Raw genomic sequence first — 22,203 nt, 5'->3', positions numbered from 1 at the left:
CCACGCGGAGAGGGCCCCCGCCGCGGTCCCGGAGCGGGTCCGGGGCGGCAGGGGCCCTCTCCGTGCGAGGGGACGGGCTCAGCCCCGGGCGGGGGCCCCGGCGGCGTCCGCGCCGGCGTCGAGCATGCCGCGGCGCGTCGCCCAGCGCTCGAAGACGACCGTGGCGAACGGCGGCACGGCCGCGACCAGCGCCAGCAGCGCGGTCTTCCAGTTCCAGCGGAAGGTCCGGGCGGCCACCAGCGCCACCGCCACGTAGAGCATGAACAGGGCGCCGTGGATCCGGCCGGCGACCGGCACGCCACCCTCGTGCGGGGTGTCGACGACCAGGACCCACTTCAGGAACATCGCCACCAGCAGCGCCGCCCACGAGACGGCCTCGGCGACGGCGACGGCGCGGAACAGGACGGCGGTCTGGCGGTGCGGCACGGGGGGTTCCTCCGGGTGCGGCTGCGGGCGGGTCAGGAGCCCTCTGCCGGCTCCCGTCCCAGTGTGACCGCCCGCGAGAGCGCCTCCCGCGCCCGGGGGGTGTCGTCTTCCTCACCCCGGGTCCGCGGGGCGGGCAGCTCCCGCAGCCCCGGCCGCAGGATCGGCACCCCCAGCTCCGCGGCGACGTCCTCACCGCGCTCCGCGCGCAGCACCAGGTCGGCGAACTGCGTCGCGGTCAGCGGCCGCGCGAAGTGGAAGCCCTGCGCGAACTGCACCCCCAGCTCCCGCAGCACGGGCACCTGCTCGGGGTTCTCCACGCCCTCCGCCAGCAGCTTCACGTCCAGCGCCTGGCACAGCGCCGCGATGCCCTGCATCAGCGGCACGTCGCCGGAGTCCTCGATGAGCGAGGTCAGCGACTTGTCGAGCTTCACGATCGAGACCGGGAAGCGGCGCAGGTACGTCAGGGACGTGTACCCCACCCCGAAGTCGTCCAGGCTGATCTGGAACCCGCCCGCGGCCAGCGCCGCGAACGTGGAGGCGGTGGGACCCTCCACGGGCAGCTCGTCGTGCTCGGTGATCTCCAGGTGGAAGCGGTCCGGCGTGAGCCCGTAGCGCTCCACCAGGGTGGCGACGACCCGGCCCAGGTTCGGCCGGCGCATGCTGCCGATGCCCAGGTTCAGGTTCAGCTCCAGCCGGGGCAGGCCCTCCGCGTCCCAGGCGGCGAGCTGGCGCGCGGCCTCGGTCATGACGTGCTCGTCGAGCCGGGCGCCCAGGCCCGCCGCCTCGACGAGGTCGAGGAACACGGCCGGGAGGAGCATCCCCTGGTGCGGGTGTTCCCAGCGCACCAGGGCCTCCGCGCCGGACACCCGCAGGGGGGCGAGGGCGACGATCGGCTGGTACAGGACGATCATGCGCCCCACCTCGTCGGGATCCGCCCCGTCCAGCAGCGCCCGCAGCTCCCGCTGCATCCCGAAGTCGCCGAGCACCCGGTCGCGCAGCTCCGGCCGGTAGGTCAGGGCGCGGCCCTTGCCCGCCTGCTTCGCGGCGTACATGGCGACGTCGGCGTCGGCCAGCACCATCGAGGGCGAGGCCCCCGGCGGCAGGGTCACGACCCCCACGCTGGCCGTCACGAGCGTCGGCACCCCGGCGCACTCGAAGGGCGGGTCGAGCGCCGTCAGCACCACGTCCCCGGCGCCCCAGCCGTCGCCGGAGGACGCGACGACCACGAGGAACTCGTCCCCGCCGGTGCGCGAGACCACGCCCCGGTCGCCGACGGCGGCGCGCAGGCGGTGGCCGACCTCCACGAGGAGCTGGTCGCCGACCTCGTGGCCCCGGCTGTCGTTGATCTGCTTGAAGTCGTCGAGGTCCACCAGGCAGACCTCCAGCCCGCCCTCGGGCATCCGCTGGCGCAGCTCCTCCACCGCCGGCAGCAGCCCACGGCGGTTGACGAGGTCCGTGAGGGGGTCGCGCTCGGAGGTGCGCTCGGCGCGGCGCAGGGCCACCAGCGCCACGGCCAGGCCGGCGCCGGCGAGCAGGTAGCCCGCCGGGACCACGAGGATCTCGCCCGAGGGGGGCAGCAGGCCCGCCAGCCCCAGCACCCACAGGGCCGGCGCGGTGGCGAAGGCGGGCAGGGCGGCCAGCAGGCGGGCGGAGGCCGAGTGCACGGGGCGGCCGGGGCTGACCCCGCCGAAGTGGTGCATGTCGGACTGCATCGCCGAGAGGCCGATGAGCAGGGAGCCCGCGGCCGTCAGGGAGAGGACGGAGTCGCCGGGGTGGGCCGTGTCCTGCCCCGCCACGGCCACGAGGAGGTCGGTGAGGAGGAACGTGACGCCACCGGCCATGCCCAGCACGGCGCTGCGCTCCAGCCCGCGGCGGGAGAGGAAGACGTGGAGCAGCATGACGAGGGCGAACACGTCGAACGCGGGGACCAGCAGCTCCCACCACGGCGGGGCCGGGTCGCGGTGCGCTGCGATCATCAGCGCCACCTGCACGGCGAGCAGGGCCGCACCGGCGCCGGCGATCGGCAGCTCCGCCGTCATCCGCGGCCGGTCCTCGCCGGTCTCGCGGGAGAGCAGGACCAGCGGGATGCACGCGAACCCGGCTGCGCGGGCCGCGGTGAGCAGTGCGAGCGCCCAGGAGCTCTCCGGTCCCACGACGACGGTCGCGACCTGCATGCCGAGGAGGCCGGTCAGCATGGCCGCCATCAGCAGCCACTGCATCGACTTGAGGGGGCGGTGGATGAGGACGCCCGCGAGGACGAGGACCGCGCCGGCGGCGGTGGCCACGACCGCCAGCGGGGTGCGGAACCCGGGGACCAGCAGGCCCACCGACGCGAGCAGTGCGGCCCCGGCCAGAGCGCTGACGACCTGCGTGCGCTGCTGCACCTCGTGCCTGCCCCCCGTGTCGGATCCCTGCCTGTCAGAGGGTTCTCGGCAGCGGGGTGGCCGGACTGGTTCCCCCGTCCGGGGGACGCGCCCCGCGACGCGGTGACGGGGTGCGACGCGGTGGCGGGCCGCGCTGCGGGTGAAAGTAGTTGACGCAACAACTAGTGCTGTCTAGCGTCGGCACCTCCCCCGAGAGAGGCGGGCCACCATGACGGCACCGGTCCCCCCAGTCGCCTCCGCCGACATCCCCGCGCAGTGCCGGGGCGCGGCGCAGGCGCCCGCCGTGCCACCCGCCGCGGTGCGCACCGACGTCGAGGTGCCCCTGCGCTTCGCCGACGGCTACGCCACCACCGCCCGCGTCTTCACCTTCACCGGACTCGCCGACGGCCGCGAGCACCTCGCCCTCGGCCTCGGCGCCTGGCAGCAGGCCGTGGAGCGCTCGTCCGCGGGCGGCGTGCCGCCCCTCGTGCGCCCCCACAGCGAGTGCCTCACCGGCGACGTCCTCGGCTCCCAGCGCTGCGACTGCGGCCCCCAGTTGCGCGAGGCCGTCGAGCGCATCGCGGACGCCGGCGGGTTCCTGCTCTACCTGCGCCAGGAGGGCCGCGGCATCGGCCTCTACGCCAAGCTCGACGCCTACGCCCTGCAGGACGGCGGCCTCGACACCTACGAGGCCAACCTCGCCCTCGGTCACGGCGCCGACGAACGCGACTACACCGTCGCCGCGCAGATGCTCACCGCCCTCGGCGCCACCCGCATCGCCCTGCTGAGCAACAACCCCGACAAGGCCGCGCAGCTCGCCGGCCTCGGCGTCGACGTCGTCGAGCCGGTGCCCACCGGGGTCCACCTCACCCCGGCCAACGCCCGCTACCTGCTCGCCAAGCGGGACCGCACCGCCCACACCCTGGACCTGCGCGGCGCCCTCGAAGTGGGGTGAGCGCCGGCGGCGGCAGCGGCGGGCGGGGGCCCCGGAGGGTGCGGGAGCGCCCCGTGGGTGCTTGCATCGAGGGATGACGAGCGCAGGGGACCTGGTTGTCGGGGGCAGGTACCGACTCTCCGCCCCCCTCGGCAGCGGGGGCATGGGCACCGTCTGGGACGGTCATGACGAGCTCCTGAGGCGCAACGTCGCCGTGAAGGAGGTCCGCCCGCCCGCGGGGCTGTCCGAGGCGGAGCGGGCGGAGCTCGTGGAGCGCACGCGCCGCGAGGCCCGGGCCGCCGCGGCGGTGACCTCCCCGGCGGTGATGACCGTCTTCGACGTGGTCGAGGAGGGCGAGCGCACCTGGATCGTCATGGAGCGGCTGTCCTCCCGAACCCTCGCCGACCTCATCCGCGAGGAGGGGCCGCTGCCCCCCGCCGAGGCGGCCGGGATCGGCCTCGCCGTGCTCGACGCCCTCGACGCGGCCCACGCCGCCGGCGTCCTCCACCGCGACGTCAAGCCGGCCAACGTCCTGCGGGGCCCCGGCAACCGGATCGTCCTGGCGGACTTCGGCATCGCCCAGGCGGTGGGGGAGACGTCCATCACCCAGACGGGGATGGTCCTGGGCTCCCCGGCCTACCTCGCCCCGGAGCGGGCCCGCGGGGCACCGGCGAGCCCGGCCTCGGACCTGTGGGGGCTCGGCGCCCTGCTGTTCGCGGCGGTGGAGGGCTTCCCGCCCTTCGACCGCGGCGACGCGCTCGCCACCCTGACGGCGGTGGTGTCCGACGACGTCCCGCCCCGCCCGCACGCGGGGGAGCTGGAGCCGGTCGTCGCGGGGCTGCTGCGCAAGGACCCGCAGGAGCGGCTGACCTCCGCGCAGGTCCGGCCGCTGCTGCAGCGCGCGGCCCGCGGCGGTCCCGAGCGGTCCGCCGCGCGGTGGGCGCCGGCGGCCGCGCCCCCCGCCGCCGCCCCCGGGGCGCAGTCGGTCTCCACGACGCAGCCGCTGCCCCTCGCACAGGTTCCTGTCCCGTCCGGGCCTCCCGCCGGGCCCGCCGGTGCGCCGCCGGCCGGTCGCGGGGCGGGCGCACCGGCCGCCGGGCACGGCGGCCGGCGCTCCCGGGCCCTCGTGCCCGCGGTGCTGGCCGCGGTGGTGGCCGCCGGGGCGGTGGCCTTCGCCGTGCAGGCGGGGGACGACGATCCCGCCGGTGCTCCCGCCAACGGCGGCCCGGCGAGCGCCCCGGCCGCGCCCGGGGCCGCGTCCCCGGAGGAGAGCGCCGCCCCGGAGGAGGTCGTCCCGGAGCAGGACGACTCCGCGGACGGGGCGGAGGCGCCGGGGACCGAGGAGCCCTCCCGGGAAGCGCCGAAGTCCCCGGCGGAGGGGAGTTCGGCGGACGGGGAGTCCGGCGACTCGGAGCCCGGCGACTCGGGGTCCGGGACCTCGGGGTCCGGGAACTCGGGGAACGGGGGTTCGGGGGACGGCGACGCCTCACCGGCCGCCGCCGGGCAGCTCCCCGCCGGCTGGGAGAGCTACACCGACGACAGCGGTTTCAGCATCGGCGTGCCCGCCGGGTGGCGCACGGAGCGCAAGGGGCAGCGGGTCTACCTCCGGGACCCGGGCTCCTCGCGCTACCTGCTCGTCGACCAGACGGACGAGCCGAAGCCCGACCCGCTCGAGGACTGGCGGGCCCTGGAGCCCACCCTGGCCGAGCGGTTCGACGGGTACCAGCGCGTCCGCCTCGAGCGGGTCCAGGTGGACTACGCCGAGGACGCCGCCGACCTGGAGTTCCGCTACGGCAAGGACGGGCGGACGCACGTCATCGACCGCAACCTCGTGACCGGGCCCGACAAGGCCTACGCCCTCTACTGGTCCGCGCCGCACGAGGACTGGCCGGAGCAGCGCAGGCTCTTCGAGACCCTGGCCACCACGTTCACCCCGGCCGGCCGGTAGCCGCCCCCGTTCCCGCGGCGTCGGGGCGGACGCCGGCGCGGCGGTCACCGCGTCAGCGGCGCCAGGACCGCCAGGCGGCGCGGGCCTCGGGCAGGACCTGCGGCAGCATCGCCACGGTGAACGCGGAGGCGACCGTGCAGTACGTGCACAGCTTCTTGTGCTTGGTGACCTGCTCGGCGCTCAGGTACAGCGCACTGGCGACGTCGACCCCGACCTTGGCGGCCAGGGCGAGCGGGATCCACGGCCTGCTGGTGGCGCGGTCCGCGGACCCCATCCCGGCCAGGGCCAGGGTGACGGCGTAGCTGGCGATGCCCAGGGCCGCGTCGGGGGTCTTCCAGCCGTTGTACGCCTCACCGGAGGCGTCGACGGCGTCGGAGTCCAGGCCCGGCAGCGGCGGGTCCGGGAGGTGGCGCAGGACGCCGGACTGGTAGGCCGCCACCGGCACGAACGCACTGATCGCTGCGAGTGCCAGCGCGGCGGTCCGGCGGCGGCGGTCCAGGTACGGGCCGGCGCCCCGGCGCAGGGCGTCGCTGACCGCCTCGGCGGCTTCGCTGGAGGAGCGCCCGATGCCTGATGAGGAGGGGCGCACGCTCGCGGCGGGGGGACCTGCGGGACGTTCGCGGACGGGAAGGCGGGTCATGTGCTGCTCCTGTCGTCGATCCGGTGCTGCTCGTCGATCCGGCGCTTCCGGGTGCTCGCCGGTTCCCGGGTGCCGCGGGCCCGCCGTCAGCGCCGGGACGCCGCGAGGGCACCGGCGGCCAGGGCCGCCGCGCCGAGCCCGGCGAGCACGGGCGCGCGGTGCATCGTCAGCGGCAGTTGCACGCTGCGGGTGCGGGCGACCTCGTCGAAGGGGCCGTGGGTGCCGTGGTCGCCGGCGACGGTGTCGAACAGGTAGTCCGGCGCCTGCGGGTCCTGCCGCTCGTCGGTCTGCTGGGCGTCGTACGCGGTCCGGCTGAGGTACTGGTCGAGGAGGCCGCCGGCGACGCGGCTGCCGAGGATGGTGGCGACCGTGCTGGCACCGACCCAGACCTCCCGCCGCCGGTGGCGGCTGGCCCACACCACGGCGCGGGCGGCGACCTCCGGCTGGTAGATCGGGGGGACCGGCTGGGCCCGCCTCGGCATCTTGGACAGGCCGAGGCGGAACTGCGTGGTGTTCATGGCCGGCATGTGCACCGACGTGATCCGGACGGAGCTCTTCTCGTGCATCAGCTCGGTGCGGACGGAGTCGTAGAAGCCGTTCAGGGCGTGCTTGGCCGCGCAGTACGGCGACTGCAGGGGGATCCCCCGGTAGGCCAGGGCGGAGCCGACCTGGACGACGTGCCCGGAGTCGCGCCGCGTCATCCGGCTCAGGGCGGCGCGGGTGCCGTTCACCGACCCGAGCAGGGTCACGGCGACGGCGCGGTCGAACTCCTCCGCGGTGATGGTCAGGAACGGGGCGAACACCGCGGCCATGGCGTTGTTCACCCACACGTCGATCGGGCCGAGTTCCGACTCGACCCGGTCGGCGGCCGCGTCGAGCGCCGCGGAGTCGCTCACGTCGACCTCCACCGGCAGGCACCGCACGCCGTGCCGCCGGACCTCGGCGGCGGCGGCCTGCAGGCCCTCCCGGTTGCGGGCCAGGAGCGCGACGTGATCGCCCGCCTCGGCGAACGCGTGCGCGATCGCACGGCCCAGCCCCGCACTGGACCCGGTGACCACGACCACCCGCGGTGAGTTCCTCTGCTGCGTCACGATGCGATCTCCTGTCGGTCTGGTCCCCGGTCCGGGTGCGCGGGTGGTTCCGGTCACTGCGTGTCGTCTGGTCGTGCGTCGCCTCACGGCGCGTCGTCTCACTGCATCTCGTCGAACCCCTGCTGTCCGGTGGCCTCGGTGAGCCGCCAGGCGGCGTTGATCAGCCCGACGTGGGAGAAGGCCTGGGGGAAGTTGCCCAGGAGCTCGCCGGTCGCCGCGTCGACCTCCTCCGACAGCAGGCCGAGGTCGTTGGCGCGCTCCGCGAGCCGGTCGAACCAGCGCGAGGCCTCCTCGACCCGCCCGGCCAGGGCCAGGCACTCCACCAGCCAGAAGCTGCAGATGAGGAAACCCGCCGTGTCGCCGTCCCAGCGCCGCACCAGCGTGCCGTCGCTGAGCTCCCGGCGGACCGCCTCGATCGTGGCCAGCATCCTGGGGTCGTCGGCGGGCAGGAACCCCAGCAGCGGCAGCAGGAGGATCGAGGCGTCGAGGGAGTCCGACCCCAGCGCGCCCGCGTAGGCGCCGGCCCGCTCGCTCCAGGCGCGGGCGAGCACCTCGGCGCGGATCTCGTCCCGGGTCCGCGCCCACTCCTGCGGCCGCGCGTGCGGGCCGAGGCGGTCGGCGAGTGCGATCGCGCGGTCCAGCGCGACCCAGCACAGGACCTTCGAGGTCGTGTAGTGGCGCGGCTGCCCGCGCGACTCCCACATGCCGGCGTCGGGCAGGTGCCAGTCGCGGGCCGCCTGGTCGGCCAGGGCGACCAGCAGGCCCTGCACCGTCTCGGAGAAGTCGCCGATCTGGTCCCGCAGCAGGTGCGCGGCGAACAGCACCTCGCCCATCACGTCGAGCTGGCGCTGCTTCCACGCGTCGTTGCCGACGCGGACGGGGCGGCTGCCCCGGTGGCCGTCGAGGTGGTCCAGGTCGTGCTCGGTCAGGTCCCGCTCGCCCTGCACCCCGTACATGATCTGCAGCGGCCGGTCACCCACCTCACCGAGCGCACCGGCGAGCCAGTGGAAGAACCGGTCCGCCTCGTCGGGGCAGGCCGCCACCCACAGCGCCTGCAGGGTGAGGCTGACGTCCCGCAGCCACGCGAAGCGGTAGTCCCAGTTCAGCTCCCCGCCCGGTTCCTCCGGCAGCGAGGTCGTCGCGGCGGCGATGACGGCGCCGCTGCGCTGGTACGTGAGGCCCTGCAGCACCAGTGAGCTGCGGCGCACCAGCCGGCGGTGCCGCCCCTGGTAGCCGGGGTGCAGGTCCGCCCACGACTGCCACGCCTGCGCCGTGTCCTGCAGCGCGCTCCAGCCGTCGGCGCCGCACCCCGCGGGATCCGCCTGCCCGGCGTCCGCGTACGACGGGGTGTAGGCCAGGCGGAACGTCCTGCGCTCGCCCGCCGAGACGGTGAACCGCCCGTGCAGGTCGCCGACGTCCGGGGTCAGCGCGACGTCCGCGGTGAGCCGCAGCTCCACCGGCCCGGCGCGGGCGCCCCACGCACCCTCCTCCAGGGGCTGCCAGCGCGGCAGGGTGAGGCCGTACTCCAGGCGGGGAGCGACCTCCACGCCCATCTCGACGCTGCCCTCCAGTCCCTCCACGGCGCGGAGGAGGACGTGCGGGGGGCGCATCCCGATGTCGTGGCCGCGGGCACCCGGCTGCATGCCCAGCGCGTCGGTGACGGCCACCGCGCCGTCGTCCGTGCGCAGCACGGTGCGCAGCACGAGGGAGTCGCCCACGTAGTCGCGGGTCGAGGTGAACTCCGCCGCCGGGGCGAGGCGCCAGTGCCCCGCCCCGGCGTCGAGCAGCCGGCCGAACACCGAGGGCGAGTCGAAGCGCGGCACGCACCACCAGTCGATCGAGCCGGAGGTGTCGACGAGGGCCGCGGAGGAGCAGTCGGACAGGAAGCCGTACGCGCCGATCGCGCTCACGCTGCACCTCCTCGTCGGCCGGTCCGGGTCGTTTCGTGTTCACCCTTCCCCCGATGCCGGGCCGCAATCGGAATCGTCATCCAGTCGACATCATCGGCGGCCGCCGGCTCAGGAGGTGCGGGAACCGGCGCTCGTGCGGTGGAACACCGCGAAGGCCACCAGGACGCCGAACACGATGTGGACGACGAACTCGAAGGGCTGGTTGGCCTGGCCGAACCACGGGAACACCAGCGGCGCCAGGACCAGGAAGTTCACCACGTACAGCAGGACGCCGTACACGGCGCCGAGGACGGCGATCGTGGCGTTGGAACGGATCCGGGCGGTGGCCGCCGCGAAGACGAGGCCGAAGGCCAGCGACAGCGCCATGTGCACGAGCACCCCCAGCGCCGGGCCGGCGGTTCCGGCGGCGAGCGCCTCCTGCCCCTGCACGATCGCGGCGATCATCATCAGGGGCATCGTCGCCGGCTGGCCCATGCTGACCATGAACCACATCGTGACCGCGGCGAACACCGCCCCGGCCGCCAGGCCGCCCACCGCCCCCCGGGCGAGCGTCGCACCCGTGCTGCGGGTGCCGGTCGCGCGAACTCCTGTGTCACGTGCCGTGGTCGCCATGGTGGTTCCTCCTCCGCGGCGCTCCGGGAGCGTCGGGCCGCACTCCTGCGTCGGGCACCGCTGGGGAGGCAACCCGGTGGGTCCGTGGCATCCTTCCCGCGTCCGCGGTTCTCCGGTCCGCGATCTCGGGCTCCTCGGTCCCCGCGTCCTCCGGAGGAACGGCGCTCACCGCGGACGAGGGCAGCCGCAGCCCCACCCGCTCCCCCCGGGTGAACACCTGCCCCGGGGAGGTCTCCGCGTGCACCTGCACCGCCGCACCCCCCGGCGAGACCACCTCGACGGTCAGCGCGCGCCGCGCCCCCGCCGCCCGCACCGCCAGCACCGTCCCCGCGGCATCGGCCCCCGGAGCGTCGGGCCCCGTGACGACCACGGCCTCCTGGCGGACGAGGAGCACGGCCGGCCCGTCCGGAACCGCCACGTCCGTCGGCAGCCGCAGCCGCCCCAGCGCGGAGCGGTGCTCCCCGCCGACCACGACGCCCGGCACCTCGTTGCGCCCGCCCAGCAGCCGCGACACCGTCACCGACGCGGGCCGGGTGTAGATGCGCCCCGCGTCGCCGTGCTGCAGCAGCCGGCCGCCGGAGAGGACGGCGACGGAGTCGGCCAGGGCGGCGGCCTCGGCGTGGTCGTGGGTGACGAGCACGACCGTCGGCTCCAGCACCGCCCGCAACTGGTGCAGCAGCTCGTGCATGTCCTCGCGCAGCGCCACGTCGAGGCCGGTGAAGGCCTCGTCCAGCAGCAGCACCCTCGGGCGGGCGGCCAGCGCCCTCGCCAGGGCGACCCGCTGCTCCTGCCCGCCGGAGAGCTGCCCCGGACGGCGGGTGGTGTAGCCGCCCATCTGCACCAGGTCCAGGAACGGGGCCGCGGCGGCGCGGGCCGCGCGACGGGAGGCCCCGGCCACCCGCGCGGAGAAGGCGACGTTGTCGAGGACGTCGAGGTGCGGGAACAGCAGGGGCCGCTGGAACACCATCGACACCCCCCGCCGCTCCGGCGGCAGCGCCACGACGCTGCGCCCGTCCAGCAGCACGTCCCCGCGGTCCGGGACCTCCAGCCCCGCGACGAGGCGCAGCGCGGTCGTCTTCCCCGACCCGGACGGGCCCACGAGCGCCAGGCAGGACCCCGCGGGCACGTCCAGGTTGAGGCCGTCGAGGGCGGGCGCCTGCCCACCGCCGTGGTCGCGGCCCAGGTTCCGCACGGCCAGCGCGGCGGTCACCGCACCACCACCTCCCGGGCCGGCGCGGCAGCGGCGGCCGGGGACGGCCGGCCCCGGCCGCCGCGCCCCCGCAGACCCGAGGCGCCGGCGAGCAGCAGCAGCGCCAGGGGCGGCAGCAGGGACGTCAGCGACAGCACGGCGACCACGGCCTCGTTGCCGACCCCGGAGGCGGCCGAGGCGATGAGGAGCGGGTAGGTGACGAGGCGGCCACCGCCGATCAGGACGGTGACGATGTAGTCGCTCCACCCGACCAGGAACGCCAGGAAGGCCGCCCCGGCCAGCGCGGGCGCCAGCAGCGGCAGCCGGACCCGCCACCACACCGCCCGGGGCGTGGCGCCCAGGAGGCGCGCCTCCTCCTCGTAGGAGGTGTCGTAGCCGGCGTAGGCGACCCGCAGCACGTAGGTGGTGTAGGGCAGCGCCGCCACGACGAGCACCGCGACCACCCCCACCAGCGCGGGCACCCGCGCCCGCAGCAGCAGCACGTTCAGGCCCATGACGACCGCGAACGGCGGCAGCGCCACCGGCGCCAGGAGCAGCGCGGAGACCAGCCGCGAGCGGTGCACGAGCCCGTGGGCCAGGGCGCGCGCCGCCAGCGCGCCGGCGGGCGTGGCGATCGCGGCCACCGCGGCCCCGAGGAGGAGGGAGCGGGCGAACGCGGGCGCGGCCCCGGCCTCCGCGGCCGCGCTCCAGCCCGCCGTCCCCCACCGCTGGGGCAGGACGGCCGGGGCGGACCACCGCTCGGCCGCGGCCCACAGGACCAGCGGCACCAGGGGCAGCAGGAACCACAGCAGGAGGGAACCGCGCACCAGCACGGCTCCCGCCCGACCACCCGGCTGGCCGCCCGCGCGGCGCCCCCCGGTCATCGCCACGTCGCCGTGCGGCGCAGGGCGGCCAGGGTGGCCACCGTCGCGGCCAGGGCCAGCGCGGCGGTGACGACCGCCACCGCCAGCGCCTGCGGCCGCGCCGTCAGGTCGGGAGAGGTGAACAGCCGCTGCGCCAGCACCGGCAGCGGCTCCGGGTGCACCGGGCCCAGCAGCCACGCCACCTCGTAGGAGCCGAGGGTGTACACGAACGTGATGGCGGTGGCCGCGGCGAGCGGAGGCGTCACCAGCGGCCACGTCACGAAGCGGAAGCGCGCCCAGCGACCGGCGCCCAGCACCGCGGCGGTCTCCTCGTAGGAGGCCACCCGCGTCGCGAGCGCACCGGCGACGACCAGCGCCACGAACGCCGACTCCTTCCAGGCGTAGGCCGCCACGACCGCCACCGGCCACGGCCCGTGCACCAGGGCGGGCCAGGACCCCTGATCGCCCACCAGCCGGGCCAGCAGGCCGGAGTCCGACAGCAGGAGCCCCATCGACGCCGCCCCCACCAGGTGCGGCACCGGGATCGGCACGGCGCTCGCGAACCGCAGCAGGCGCCGGCCGGCCGCACCCCGCACCACGAGGAGCGCCGTGAGCAGGCCGACCCCCGCCGCGAGCGCGCTGGAGGCCGCCGCGATGCCCAGGGAGAGACCGGTGGCGGTGAGCAGGTCCGGGCGCACGTCGAGGTAGGCCTGCGCGCTCAGCTCCGGCCGGCCCACCAGCGGCACCAGGCCCAGGCTCTGCGCGAGCGCGGCGGCCAGCCCCGCGACGAGCACGGCGACGGTGGGCACCAGCGCCGGCGCGACCAGCAACGCCCCGCGCCAGCGCGGTGCGCGCGGCCGGGGGAGCGGCGCCGTCAACGGGCCGCCGCGAGCACGTTCCGGCGCCAGCCCTCGTCGATCGCGGGCACCCAGGCGGCGGCGAGTTCCGGGTTCGCGCCGCGGGCGAGCACCGGGTACGGCGGCACCACCGGCGAGTCGGGCAGCGCCTCGAACGCGGCGCGCTGCCCGGGGTCGAGGCGCTGTTCGTCGAGGACGGTGAACTGCCCCCACACGTCCGGGTGCGCCTTGGCGGCCTGCTGCTCGGGCGACATCGCCAGGTTCGCCACCACCATCGCGCCCTCGGGGTCCGGCGAGGTGGCCGGGATGGCGAGGAAGCTGGCGTTGCCGACGGTGCCCTCCTCCAGGGGCAGCACCCGGGTGGTGGCGGGGAAGGTGCCCTTCTCCACCAGCGACGTCAGGGTCGCCGGGCCGTAGGTCATGGTCATGTCGACCTCGCCGCCGGCGTAGAGCTCGTCCAGGGCGGTGGAGTCGCGGGGGTAGGTGCGGCCCTCCCGCCACAGGGAGGGGGCGAGTTCCCGCAGCCGCTCCCACAGCGGCGGGGTGAGGCGGTCGTAGGCGTCCTGGTCGAACTGCAGCGGGACGTCCTCGTGCCCGCCGGAGACGCTGTAGAGGGCCTGGCGGACGAAGACGGACCCGGTGAAGTCCGGCGGGGCGGGATAGGTGAAGCGGCCGGGGTTGGCCTCGGCCCAGTCGAGGACGCCCTCGAACGTGGTGGGCGGCTCGGGAACCTTCGCGGAGTCGTAGACGAGGGTGAACTGGGCCTTGTGCCAGGGCGCCTCGCAGCCGTCGACGTCGGTGCCGAAGTCCTTGCCGAGCAGCGGGTCCCCGGGGTCGAGGTACTCCGCGTTCGGCAGCGCGGAGGTCCAGCCGCACCGCCAGGCACCGGCCTGCCGGCCGGTGCGGAAGTTCTCCCCGTTCACCCAGACGAGGTCCACCTCGCCGTCCGTGCGGCCCGCCTGCCGCTCGGCGAGGATGCGGTTGAGGGCCTCCTTCGTGTCGGCGACCGGAACCCGGCGCAGGGTCACGCCCAGCTCCGCCGCGGCCGGGGCGAGCACGTCGTCGACGTAGGCGTTGCCCTGCGGGTCCCCTCCCCACATCCACAGCGACACCGTCTGCCCGCGGGCCTCCTCCTGGATCTGCGACCAGTCGCCCAGCGGTTCGTCCGCCTCCACGTCCGGGGCCGCGCACGCGGACAGCGCCAGGACGGCGGCCAGCAGCACCGGCGCGGCGGGCACCCGGAGGGCACGGCGCGCCCGGCCGGAGCCCGTGCGCGGGCCGCCCGGCTGCGTGCGGGGGCGCTGCGGGGTGCGGGTCACGGGGGCTCCAGTTCCTCGGGGACGTCGGGCGCAGCGGGAACCCGGTGGCCCCTGGAGCGGCTTCCCGGTCCGGGGCTGCCACTCTGGAGGTCGCGGTCTGCTGCGCGGTGCCGATGATGGCCGGGGACGGCGGAGCGCACGAGCCGGGGGAGGCGGGCATGCCGGGAGCCGAGGCGCCCGACGCGCAGCGCCCCGGCCGGCAGGCGGTGCTGCTGCGCGCGGGGGTGCTGGCGTTGCTGCTCGTCGCCGCGGCCGTGGTGGCCCTCACCGTGGAGGTCCCCGACGCCGCGACCCTGCGCGCCCGCATCGCCGCCGCGGGGCTGTGGGCGCCGGCGCTGTTCGTGCTGCTGTACGCCGCGATGACCCTGGCCCCGCTACCCAAGAACGTGATGTCGGCGGTCGCGGGGCTGCTGTTCGGGCTGGCCACTGGTGCCGCCCTGGTGTGGGCTGCGGCCGTGCTGGGGGCCCTGGTGGCGTTCGCGCTGGGCCGGTCCCTGGGGCGGGAGGCGGTGGAGCGGTTCACCGGTGCGCGGGTCGCGCGGGTGGACGCGCTGCTGACCCGGCGCGGGCTGCTCTCGGTCGTCGCGGTGCGGCTGGTGCCGGTGATCCCCTTCACCGCCATCAACTACGCGGCCGGGCTGAGCGCGGTGCGGCGGCGCGACTACGTGCTGGGCACCGCCGTAGGCATCGTGCCGGGCACCGTCGCGTACGTGGCGCTGGGGGCCTACTCCACGTCGGTGCTGTCCTGGCCGTTCCTGACCGCCGCGGCCGTCCTGGTGCTGCTCTCCGCCGCCGGGGCGGTGGTGGCGCACCGCTCCCGCCGCCGGCGCGGGAACCGCGACGGGGACGGGGGAGGCGGCTGATGTTCGACGCCCGTGCCCGTCGCGCGCTGCAGGCCCCGCTGGACCGCGCCGCCGCCGCCCTCGACCGCCCCGGGATCACGCCGGACCGGCTCACCGTCCTCGGGCTGGTGCTGGGCGTGGCCAGCGCGGTCACCGCGGGGCTGGCGCTGTGGTGGGTCGCGCTCGTGCTGTGGCTGCTCTCCCGCCTGGCCGACGGGCTGGACGGCCCGCTGGCCAGGCGCCGCCGCCGCGCGCACCCTGCGGCCGGGGGCGGTGAGGCGGGGGGCTTCCTCGACATCTGCGCCGACTTCGTCGTCTACGGCGCGGGGGTGGTCGGCGTCGCCGTCGGTGCGGCCGGCGCGCACGGCGCCCCGTGGTGGCCGTTCCTGCTGGTGCTGCTGGCGTACTACGTCAACGGCACGGCGTTCCTGGCGTTCTCCTCCATCGCCGAGCGGACCGGCCGGCAGATCGACGACGGCCGTTCGCTGTCGTTCCTCGGGGGCCTGGCCGAGGGCACCGAGACGATCCTCGTGCACAGCCTGTGGCTGCTGCTGCCGGGCTCCGCGTGGCAGGTCGCCCTGGTTTGGGCGGGCGTCGTGGCCGTCACGGCCGTCCACCGGGTGCTCGTCGGCTACCGGGCGCTGCGGGCCTGACCGGGCGTGCGGCCGGCGCGCCCGCGCAGGTCGAGCCAGCCGCGCCGCAGCCGGACCAGCCCGCCGACGACCCCGGCCACGGCGGGGGAGGCCAGGCTGCGCCGCACGTCGGCGATCGCGGCGCTCCACACGCCGTCGCCGTAGGTGGGGTAGGCGTGGGTCGTGCCCGCCACGTCGCGGGTGCGCAGCCCCTGGCGGATCGCCAGGGCCACCTCGGCGAGGCTCTCCCCGGCCCGGGGGCCGACGATCGTGGCGCCCACGATGCGGGAGCGGGAGTCCAGGACGAGGCGGGTGAACCCGGCCGTCTCCCCCTCGGTGACGGCGCGGTCGACGTGGTGGTGCTGCACGGTCTCCGTCCGCAGCCCCGCCGGCAGGCGCGGGCCGCTGCGCACCCCGACGGCGGCGACCTCCGGGGAGGTGAACGTCACCCGCGGCACCACGGGGTCCACGCTGCGCCGCAGGCCCAGCACGGCGTTGCTCGCGGCCAGGGCGGCGCGCACCCCGGCGAGGTGGGTGAACTGCGGCGGGCCGGTGACGTCGCCCGCCGCCCAGATGCGCGGGTTCGTGGTGCGCAGGTGCGCGTCGACGCGCACGCAGCCGTGCCCGTCGAGCTCCACCCCCGCCGCGTCCAGCCCCAGGCCCCGCGTGCGCGGGGTCCGGCCGAGCGCCACCAGCAGCCGGTCGTAGCCGACGCGCCGGCCGTCCGCCAGCACCACCGTGCCGCCGGGGCCACCGGGGTCGGGCTCCACCGCGGCGGCGCGCGAGCCGGTGAGGACGTCGACCCCGTCGCCCTCCAGCGCGGCGCGCACGAGGGCGGCGGCGTCGGGGTCCTCCCGGGGCAGCACCTGCTCGTGGGAGTGGACGACGCTGACCTGCGCGCCGAGCCGGGCGAAGGCCTGCCCGAGCTCGCAGCCGATCGTCCCGCCGCCCAGCACCACCAGCCGCTCCGGCAGCTCCCGCAGGTCCCAGACGGTCTCGCTCGTCAGCGCCCCCGCCCGGTCCAGCCCCGGGATCGGCGGCAGGGCCGGCCCGGAGCCGGTGGCCACCAGCGCCTGCCGGAAGGCCACGTGCCGCCCGTCCACGTCGGCGCTGCCGGGGCCGGTGAAGGTCGCCGTGCCCCGCACCACGACGGCCCCGGACTCCTCGATCGCGGCGGGGGAGTCCACGGGCTCGATCGTGCGGATGGCCGCCCGCACGTGCTCCACCACCTCCGGGAAGCCGACGTCGACGGCGGCGAGCACCCCCAGGCGGCCGCCGTCCCGCGCCGCCGCCGCCAGGTGCGCCGCGGCCAGCAGCGACTTCGACGGCACGCACCCGGTCCACAGGCAGTCACCGCCGGTGCGGGCGCGCTCCACGAGCAGCACCCGCGCACCGAAGCGGGCCGCGGTCTGGGCGCCGACCAGCCCGGCCGTCCCGCCGCCCACGACCAGCAGGTCCCAGGGCTGCTCCTGCGGGGGCAGCGGCGCCGCGCCCGCCTCGGAGGCGGTGGGGCCGGCGACGGGGGAGCCGGAGACGGTGGGGCCGGCGACGGTGCCGCTCATCGCAGGTCCTCCGCGACGATCCGGTCGAGGGTGGCCCGCAGGCGCCCGACCGCCGCCGGGTCGGGGCCGCGCCGGTCCGACCAGCGGGTGAGGGCGTACCTGAGCATCCGGTGGTCCTCCGCGACCTGGGAGCAGCGGGCGCAGACGGCCAGGTGCGCCTCCAGCCGCCGGGCCTCCTCCGCCGGCAGGGGCGCGGAGGGGTCGGCGTCGAGGTGGCGCTGGATGCGACGGGCCGACCAGTGGCACGTCAGCATCATGCGCAGCATCGAGATCACGAGGCGCTCCTTCGGCGGACGGTCGTGCGCAGCAGACGGGTGCGGACCCGGTCCCGGGCCCTGCTGAGGCGGGACATGACGGTGCCCACGGGAACCCCGAGGGCGTCGGCGGCCTCCGCGTAGGTGAGGCGGTCGACGTCCACCAGCAGCAGGACCGTGCGGAAGCGGGAGTCCAGCGAGGCCACGGCGGTCTCCACGTCCTCCCGCAGCACCCCGGAGACCACCTCGTCCTCCGCGCTGGCGGCCGAGGTGGCCCCGAACGCGGGCCGCGCGCCCTGGACCGCGGACCAGTCCGGCACCAGGTCGGGCCGGCGGCGGCGGTGCATGTTGAGGTGGGTGTGACGCAGGATCGTCAGCAGCCACGCGCGGGGGTGGCGCCCGTCGAAGCCGTCGAGGGCGCGGTAGGCGCGGATCAGCGTCTCCTGCACGAGGTCCTCGGCGTCGGGCAGCGAGCCGGTCAGTGTCGTGGCGACCCGCAGCAGGACCTCGATCTCCGGCTCGACGTGCGCGCGGAAGGCCGAGGCCCTCGCTCCGTGAGCGTCTGGCGGGGGAGGGTGCACGGGGAGGGAACCCTGCGGGAGGCTCGCGGAGTTCCCGTGGCGAGCAGTCACCCGCGTTCCGGAGGAGCAGCCGATGCAGCGTCCGACGCCGTACACGTGGTCGGCGCCCCTCTACGACGTCCTGTCCCTGGAGTGGCCGGTGTACCGCGCCGGCCGGGTGGCGGGGGTGGAGGGCCTGCGGCTGCGCCCGGGGGACCGCGTCCTGGACGTGGGCTGCGGCACGGGCCTGAACTTCCCGCTCCTGCAGCGGCGGATCGGCGAGGGCGGGCGCATCGTCGGCGTCGACGCCAGCGCCGCCATGCTCGGACAGGCCGCCCGCCGGGCCCGCCGCCGCGGCTGGGGGAACGTGGAGCTCGTCGAGGCCGACGCGACCGCCGTGGACCCTGCGGAGCTGCGTGCGCGGCTGGGTGCCGACGCGGACGGCGAGGCGGGTGCCGACGCGGTGCTGTTCACCTACGCGCTCTCCCTCATGGACGAGTGGCCGCGGGCGTGGGAGGCGGCGCTGCGGAGCGCCCGTGCCGGCGCGCGGGTGGCCGTGGTGGGCATGGCCGTGCCCACGGGGGCCGCGCGCCTCCTCAGCCCCCTGGCGCGCGCCGCCTGCGCGCTGGGCGGCGCCGACATCGACGCCCACCCGTGGACCGCGCTGGAGGCCGAGCTCGACGACGTGACGGCGACGAGCGCGCGCGGCGGGCACCTCCAGGTGCGCGCGGGGACCGTGCCCTCCGGCTGGCGCGCAGGGCGCTCCTGACCGTGCGGGGAGCGGGCCGGTGCCCGTGCGCGCAGCCGGGTGGCCCGGGCCTCACTCCACCTCCACCCCGCGCCAGAACGCGACCCGGTCCCTGATCTGCGCCGCGGCGGGGGAGGGCTCGGGGTAGTACCAGGCGGCGTCGGGGTTGCTCGCCCCGTCCACCTCGAGGGTGAGGTAGGACGCCTCGCCCTTCCACGGGCAGTGCGAGTGCGTGGCGCTGGGACGCACGTGCTCCTCGCGCAGGCTGTGGCGGGGGAAGTAGTGGTTGCCCTCCACCACCACGGTGTCGTCGGACTCGGCGATCACGGTGCCGTTCCACGTCGCGCGCATCTCGTCTCCTCCTGCTCGGATGGGGCCGTTGCCGGGGAACCACGTGCAGAGGGGCCGTTGTTCCCGCCGGCACCACCGCGTGCGGGGCCCGGTCCGCGCACGGAAGGGATCCGGGAGCCCACCGGGTTCCGAACCCGACGGACGAGGACCGGCGGGACCCGGCGGCGTGGAGGAGCGGTGATGGCGCACGACGATGGGACTCCGGTCCCGCGCGTTCCGGCGGGTGGGCTGCGGTGAGGCTCTCCGCGGCCTGGCGGCGGCTGGAGGCCCTGACCCGCCCCGTGCACCCGGAGGCGCGCGAAGCCCTGGCGCGGCGCTGGGACGCGCTGCCGGAGGGCGCCCGCACCCCCGCGCAGACCCTGGGCCGGCACACGCCCGGCTGTGAGGGGACCCACGGGGTGTTCCCGCGCTGCAACCTGGCCTGCACCCCCTGCTACCACTCCCGCGACGCCAACCGGGTCGCCGTCAGCGGTGAGCACACCCGCATGCAGGTGGAGGCGCAGATGGGGCTGCTGCGGCGGGTGCGCGGCCCGCAGGCGCACGCGCAGCTCATCGGCGGCGAGGTCAGCCTGCTGTCGCCCGACGACCACGCCGCCACCCTGCAGATCATGCGCTCCCACGGCCGGGAACCCATGAGCATGACCCACGGCGACTTCGACGAGGAGTACCTGCGCGCCCTCGTCCTCGGCCCCGACGGGTCCCCGCGGCTGCGGCGGGTGTCCTTCGCCGCCCACTTCGACATGCTGATGTTCGGCCGCCGCGGGATCGAGCGCCCCGCGGACGAGGCGTCGCTGAACCCCTACCGGCGGCGCTTCACGGCCATGTTCGCGCGGCTGCGGCGCGAGCACGGCGTCCGCTCCTTCCTCGCCCACAACATGACCGTCACCCCCCGCAACCTCGACCAGGTCGCCGGGGTGGTCCGCGAGTGCAGCGGCTACGGGTTCGGCATGTTCTCCTTCCAGCCCGCGGCCTTCGTCGGCGACGAGCGGCGCTGGCACGACGACTACGGCGACACCACCGGCGACGAGGTGTGGGCGCGCATCGAGGAGGGCGTGGGCGCGCGGTTGCCCTACCGGGTGCTGCAGCACGGCGACGACCGCTGCAACCGGGCCGTGTACGGCTTCTACGTGGGGCGGCGCTACCACCCGTTCCTCGACGACGAGTGCCCCGCCGACGTCCGCGCCCGCGACGTCTTCTTCCGCCACCTCGCGGGGATCCGCTTCAGCGGCACGCCCCTGCCGCTGCTGGCGGCGAAGCTGCTGCGGGTGGCGGCCCGCCGTCCGGTCGTCCTCACCGAGGCCGCGGCCCTCGCCGCGCGGCTGGTGCGCCGCGCCGGGATCCGGCGGCTCCTCGTCCACCGGGTGCGGCCGGTGTCGTTCGTGATGCACTCGTTCATGGACGCCGCGGAGGTGGCTCCGGCGTGGGCGGCGATGCAGCGCGGCGAGGACTGCGACGACCCGCGCCTGCGCGCCACCCAGGAGCGGTTGCGGGCGTGCTTCTACTCCATGGCCCACCCCGAGACCGGGGAGCTGGTGCCGGCCTGCGTGCAGCACAGCGTGCTCGATCCGGCGGAGAACGCTGCCCTGCGCCGGTTGCTGCCCCTGACGCCCGTCGCCGCGGCCCGGCGCAGGGGCTGAGCCCCGACGGGTGCGACGAGGGCGTGCGTCAGCGCGCCGACCAGCCGCCGTCGGAGGCGATGGTCTGCCCGGTGACCCAGTCCGCCTCGTCGCCGAGCAGCCACGCGACCAGGCGGGCGGTGTCCGCGGGGGTGCTCCAGCGCCCGCCCGGGTGGACGGCGGCCAGGCCCGCGCGCAGCTCCTCGTCGGCGTAGCCGGTGTCGTTGGGGCCGGGGTCGACGCAGTTCACCGTGATCCGGCGCGGCGCCAGGTGGACGGCGAGGCTGCGGGTGACCCCGTGCAGCGCGGCCTTGGAGGCGATGTAGGGCAGCTCGCCGGGCATCGCGCCGTGGTACTGCCCGGAGGTGAACAGCAGCACCCGCCCGCCGGGGCGGTCGTCGTCGTGCTGGGCGGCGAACGCCTGCACCAGCAGCAGCGTCGCGCGGGTGTTGACGGCGTGGCTGAGGTCGAGCTCGGCGGCGGTCAGGTCCTCCAGCGCCTGCGCGCTGCTGCGGGCGTGGTTGGCCACGAGCGCGTCCACGTGGCCGAAGGCGTCGCGCGCCGCGGTGAGGAGTGCGGCGGGTGCGGCGGGGTCGGCCAGGTCGGCGCAGACGTGCTCGACGCGGCCCCCGGCGGTGCGCAGCTCGTCGACGAGGGCCTCGGGGCCCCCGGGGTCGGCGCCCCAGGGCTGCTCCGCGTCGTGGGGGGCCCAGGAGTGCACCAGGACGGCGGCGCCGTCGGCGACGACGCGCCGTGCGACGGCCGCGCCGATGGCGATGCGCCGGCTGGCGCCCGTCACGAGCACCACGCGGTCCTGCAGCGGCTTCCGGCTCACGCGTCGATGATCGCGGCAGGAGGCGCGGGACCGCACCCGGATTCCGCCACGGCGCAAGCCCGCCCGCGGGGAGCCGGTGCCGCAACTCCCGGCCGGTCCGGCTCGGCGGTGGGGCCGTAGCCTCCGGGCGTGCCCGGACCCGCCCTGCGCCCCGCGATCCCCGCCGACGTCGACGCGGTGCTCCGCCTCTGGGGCGCCGCCGCGGAGAACGACGACCGGCCGGTGGACGAGCCCGGCGCGCTCCTCGCGCTGCTGGAGCGGGACCCGGGGGCACTGATCGTGGCGGAGGCGGACGGCCGGATCGTCGGCACCCTCGTCGCCGGCTGGGACGGCTGGCGGGCCGGGCTCTACCGCCTCGCCGTCGCGCCGGAGTTCCGGCGGCAGGGGGTGGCGCGGGAGCTGCTGAGGGCCGCCGAGGAGCGCTTCGCGGAACTCGGCGCGACGCGGGCCCACGCGATGGTCCTCGACGACAACACCGACGCCCACCGGATGTGGACCGCTCTCGGCTACTCCCGGCAGGAGCGGTGGTCCCGCTGGGTCAAGCCCCTGCCCTGCGCTCGGGTCCGGTGACCGGCGAGCAGCGCGAGGACCGCCACCGCTTCCCCGTGCAGCCGCCGGCCTCGGTCGAAGCCCGGACGCCGCTGGAGTGGC

The 22,203-nt window shown here is 76.6% G+C and carries 22 protein-coding genes; 7 read left to right on the top strand and 15 right to left on the bottom strand.

The window, feature by feature from the left end:
- Positions 1-78: 78 nt before the first annotated feature.
- A complete protein-coding gene (locus CLV92_RS04475) occupies positions 79-426 on the bottom strand; it encodes a DUF3817 domain-containing protein (protein WP_104431577.1) in 348 nt (115 codons plus the stop codon).
- A 32-nt stretch (positions 427-458) separates the two neighbouring features.
- Entirely contained in the window at positions 459-2,810 is a 2,352-nt protein-coding gene (locus CLV92_RS04470) for a putative bifunctional diguanylate cyclase/phosphodiesterase (RefSeq protein WP_104431576.1), read from the bottom strand.
- Between the two features lie 208 nt (positions 2,811-3,018).
- Between CLV92_RS04470 and CLV92_RS04465 the strand changes: the two genes are divergently transcribed.
- Positions 3,019-3,744 (top strand): GTP cyclohydrolase II, encoded by a 726-nt coding sequence (locus CLV92_RS04465; RefSeq protein WP_104431575.1) that lies wholly within the window; start codon positions 3,019-3,021, stop codon positions 3,742-3,744.
- A 73-nt stretch (positions 3,745-3,817) separates the two neighbouring features.
- Complete coding sequence (locus CLV92_RS04460; RefSeq protein WP_104431574.1) at positions 3,818-5,671, top strand: serine/threonine-protein kinase; 1,854 nt, start codon at positions 3,818-3,820, stop codon at positions 5,669-5,671.
- Positions 5,672-5,723: 52 nt separating this feature from the next.
- Here the strand turns inward: CLV92_RS04460 and CLV92_RS04455 are convergent, their stop codons facing one another.
- The 8 genes from CLV92_RS04455 to CLV92_RS04420 form a co-directional block, all read right to left on the bottom strand.
- Positions 5,724-6,311, bottom strand: coding sequence for a vitamin K epoxide reductase family protein (locus CLV92_RS04455; protein ID WP_104431573.1), 588 nt, complete (start codon positions 6,309-6,311; stop codon positions 5,724-5,726).
- A gap of 86 nt (positions 6,312-6,397) precedes the next feature.
- Complete coding sequence (locus tag CLV92_RS04450; RefSeq protein WP_104431572.1) at positions 6,398-7,402, bottom strand: SDR family oxidoreductase; 1,005 nt, start codon at positions 7,400-7,402, stop codon at positions 6,398-6,400.
- A gap of 98 nt (positions 7,403-7,500) precedes the next feature.
- On the bottom strand, positions 7,501-9,312 hold the full coding sequence (locus CLV92_RS04445; protein ID WP_104431571.1) for a glycoside hydrolase family 15 protein: 1,812 nt from the start codon (positions 9,310-9,312) through the stop codon (positions 7,501-7,503).
- Positions 9,313-9,420: 108 nt separating this feature from the next.
- Entirely contained in the window at positions 9,421-9,924 is a 504-nt protein-coding gene (locus tag CLV92_RS04440) for a hypothetical protein (RefSeq protein WP_104431570.1), read from the bottom strand.
- Positions 9,905-11,134 (bottom strand): ABC transporter ATP-binding protein, encoded by a 1,230-nt coding sequence (locus tag CLV92_RS04435; RefSeq protein ID WP_104431569.1) that lies wholly within the window; start codon positions 11,132-11,134, stop codon positions 9,905-9,907. The genes CLV92_RS04440 and CLV92_RS04435 overlap by 20 nt, the downstream gene beginning before the upstream one ends.
- The gene (locus CLV92_RS04430; protein ID WP_211290857.1) at positions 11,131-11,940 is read right to left on the bottom strand and encodes an ABC transporter permease subunit; all 810 of its coding nucleotides are present in this window, start codon (positions 11,938-11,940) and stop codon (positions 11,131-11,133) included. The genes CLV92_RS04435 and CLV92_RS04430 overlap by 4 nt, the downstream gene beginning before the upstream one ends.
- 53 nt (positions 11,941-11,993) lie before the next feature.
- Complete coding sequence (locus CLV92_RS04425) at positions 11,994-12,806, bottom strand: ABC transporter permease (RefSeq protein WP_104431681.1); 813 nt, start codon at positions 12,804-12,806, stop codon at positions 11,994-11,996.
- 44 nt (positions 12,807-12,850) lie between these two features.
- The gene (locus CLV92_RS04420; RefSeq protein ID WP_104431680.1) at positions 12,851-14,071 is read right to left on the bottom strand and encodes an ABC transporter substrate-binding protein; all 1,221 of its coding nucleotides are present in this window, start codon (positions 14,069-14,071) and stop codon (positions 12,851-12,853) included.
- A 239-nt stretch (positions 14,072-14,310) separates the two neighbouring features.
- Between CLV92_RS04420 and CLV92_RS04415 the strand changes: the two genes are divergently transcribed.
- Positions 14,311-15,015: a TVP38/TMEM64 family protein gene (locus CLV92_RS04415; RefSeq protein WP_104431679.1), complete on the top strand. Its 705-nt coding sequence runs from the start codon at positions 14,311-14,313 to the stop codon at positions 15,013-15,015.
- A complete protein-coding gene (locus tag CLV92_RS04410) occupies positions 15,015-15,647 on the top strand; it encodes a CDP-alcohol phosphatidyltransferase family protein (RefSeq protein ID WP_104431568.1) in 633 nt (210 codons plus the stop codon). Before CLV92_RS04415 ends, CLV92_RS04410 begins: the two co-directional genes overlap by 1 nt.
- Here the strand turns inward: CLV92_RS04410 and CLV92_RS04405 are convergent.
- Genes CLV92_RS04405 through CLV92_RS04395 form a run of 3 tightly spaced genes read right to left on the bottom strand, consistent with a single transcriptional unit; the run spans position 15,626 to position 18,023 of the window.
- Positions 15,626-17,188 carry a dihydrolipoyl dehydrogenase family protein gene (locus CLV92_RS04405; RefSeq protein WP_104431567.1) on the bottom strand — a complete coding sequence of 521 codons (1,563 nt, stop codon included), beginning with the start codon at positions 17,186-17,188 and terminating at the stop codon, positions 15,626-15,628. The two genes, CLV92_RS04410 and CLV92_RS04405, sit on opposite strands and share 22 nt — an antisense overlap.
- The gene (locus CLV92_RS04400) at positions 17,185-17,454 is read right to left on the bottom strand and encodes a zf-HC2 domain-containing protein (protein ID WP_245886422.1); all 270 of its coding nucleotides are present in this window, start codon (positions 17,452-17,454) and stop codon (positions 17,185-17,187) included. The genes CLV92_RS04405 and CLV92_RS04400 overlap by 4 nt, the downstream gene beginning before the upstream one ends.
- A gap of 5 nt (positions 17,455-17,459) precedes the next feature.
- The gene (locus CLV92_RS04395; RefSeq protein ID WP_104431678.1) at positions 17,460-18,023 is read right to left on the bottom strand and encodes an RNA polymerase sigma factor; all 564 of its coding nucleotides are present in this window, start codon (positions 18,021-18,023) and stop codon (positions 17,460-17,462) included.
- A gap of 73 nt (positions 18,024-18,096) precedes the next feature.
- Between CLV92_RS04395 and CLV92_RS04390 the strand changes: the two genes are divergently transcribed.
- Positions 18,097-18,771: a class I SAM-dependent methyltransferase gene (locus tag CLV92_RS04390; protein ID WP_104431565.1), complete on the top strand. Its 675-nt coding sequence runs from the start codon at positions 18,097-18,099 to the stop codon at positions 18,769-18,771.
- Between the two features lie 51 nt (positions 18,772-18,822).
- Here CLV92_RS04390 and CLV92_RS04385 read toward each other — a convergent pair whose 3' ends face one another.
- Positions 18,823-19,101: a DUF427 domain-containing protein gene (locus CLV92_RS04385; RefSeq protein ID WP_104431564.1), complete on the bottom strand. Its 279-nt coding sequence runs from the start codon at positions 19,099-19,101 to the stop codon at positions 18,823-18,825.
- A gap of 233 nt (positions 19,102-19,334) precedes the next feature.
- On the opposite strand from CLV92_RS04385, the gene CLV92_RS04380 reads away from it, so the two are divergent.
- Positions 19,335-20,738 carry a radical SAM domain-containing protein gene (locus CLV92_RS04380; protein WP_104431563.1) on the top strand — a complete coding sequence of 468 codons (1,404 nt, stop codon included), beginning with the start codon at positions 19,335-19,337 and terminating at the stop codon, positions 20,736-20,738.
- A gap of 28 nt (positions 20,739-20,766) precedes the next feature.
- Here the strand turns inward: CLV92_RS04380 and CLV92_RS04375 are convergent, their stop codons facing one another.
- Entirely contained in the window at positions 20,767-21,552 is a 786-nt protein-coding gene (locus CLV92_RS04375) for an SDR family oxidoreductase (protein WP_104431562.1), read from the bottom strand.
- A gap of 129 nt (positions 21,553-21,681) precedes the next feature.
- Between CLV92_RS04375 and CLV92_RS04370 the strand changes: the two genes are divergently transcribed.
- Positions 21,682-22,122, top strand: coding sequence for a GNAT family N-acetyltransferase (locus CLV92_RS04370; protein WP_104431561.1), 441 nt, complete (start codon positions 21,682-21,684; stop codon positions 22,120-22,122).
- Positions 22,123-22,203 lie beyond the last annotated feature (81 nt).

The sequence above is a fragment of the Kineococcus xinjiangensis genome (genome assembly GCF_002934625.1).
GTDB lineage: Bacteria > Actinomycetota > Actinomycetes > Actinomycetales > Kineococcaceae > Kineococcus_A > Kineococcus_A xinjiangensis.
The sequence above is the reverse complement of the archived record's forward strand: the minus strand, read 5'-3'. Positions and strand labels throughout refer to the sequence as shown.

Coding starts and splice junctions, on each gene's coding strand:
- CLV92_RS04460 (WP_104431574.1), top strand. CDS start 3,818: ATGACGAGCGCAGGGGACCTGGTTGTCGGGGGCAGGTACCGACTCTCC.
- CLV92_RS04440 (WP_104431570.1), bottom strand. CDS start 9,924: ATGGCGACCACGGCACGTGACACAGGAGTTCGCGCGACCGGCACCCGC.
- CLV92_RS04390 (WP_104431565.1), top strand. CDS start 18,097: ATGCAGCGTCCGACGCCGTACACGTGGTCGGCGCCCCTCTACGACGTC.
- CLV92_RS04405 (WP_104431567.1), bottom strand. CDS start 17,188: ATGAGCGGCACCGTCGCCGGCCCCACCGTCTCCGGCTCCCCCGTCGCC.
- CLV92_RS04385 (WP_104431564.1), bottom strand. CDS start 19,101: ATGCGCGCGACGTGGAACGGCACCGTGATCGCCGAGTCCGACGACACC.
- CLV92_RS04400 (WP_245886422.1), bottom strand. CDS start 17,454: ATGCTGCGCATGATGCTGACGTGCCACTGGTCGGCCCGTCGCATCCAG.
- CLV92_RS04455 (WP_104431573.1), bottom strand. CDS start 6,311: ATGACCCGCCTTCCCGTCCGCGAACGTCCCGCAGGTCCCCCCGCCGCG.
- CLV92_RS04410 (WP_104431568.1), top strand. CDS start 15,015: ATGTTCGACGCCCGTGCCCGTCGCGCGCTGCAGGCCCCGCTGGACCGC.
- CLV92_RS04415 (WP_104431679.1), top strand. CDS start 14,311: ATGCCGGGAGCCGAGGCGCCCGACGCGCAGCGCCCCGGCCGGCAGGCG.
- CLV92_RS04465 (WP_104431575.1), top strand. CDS start 3,019: ATGACGGCACCGGTCCCCCCAGTCGCCTCCGCCGACATCCCCGCGCAG.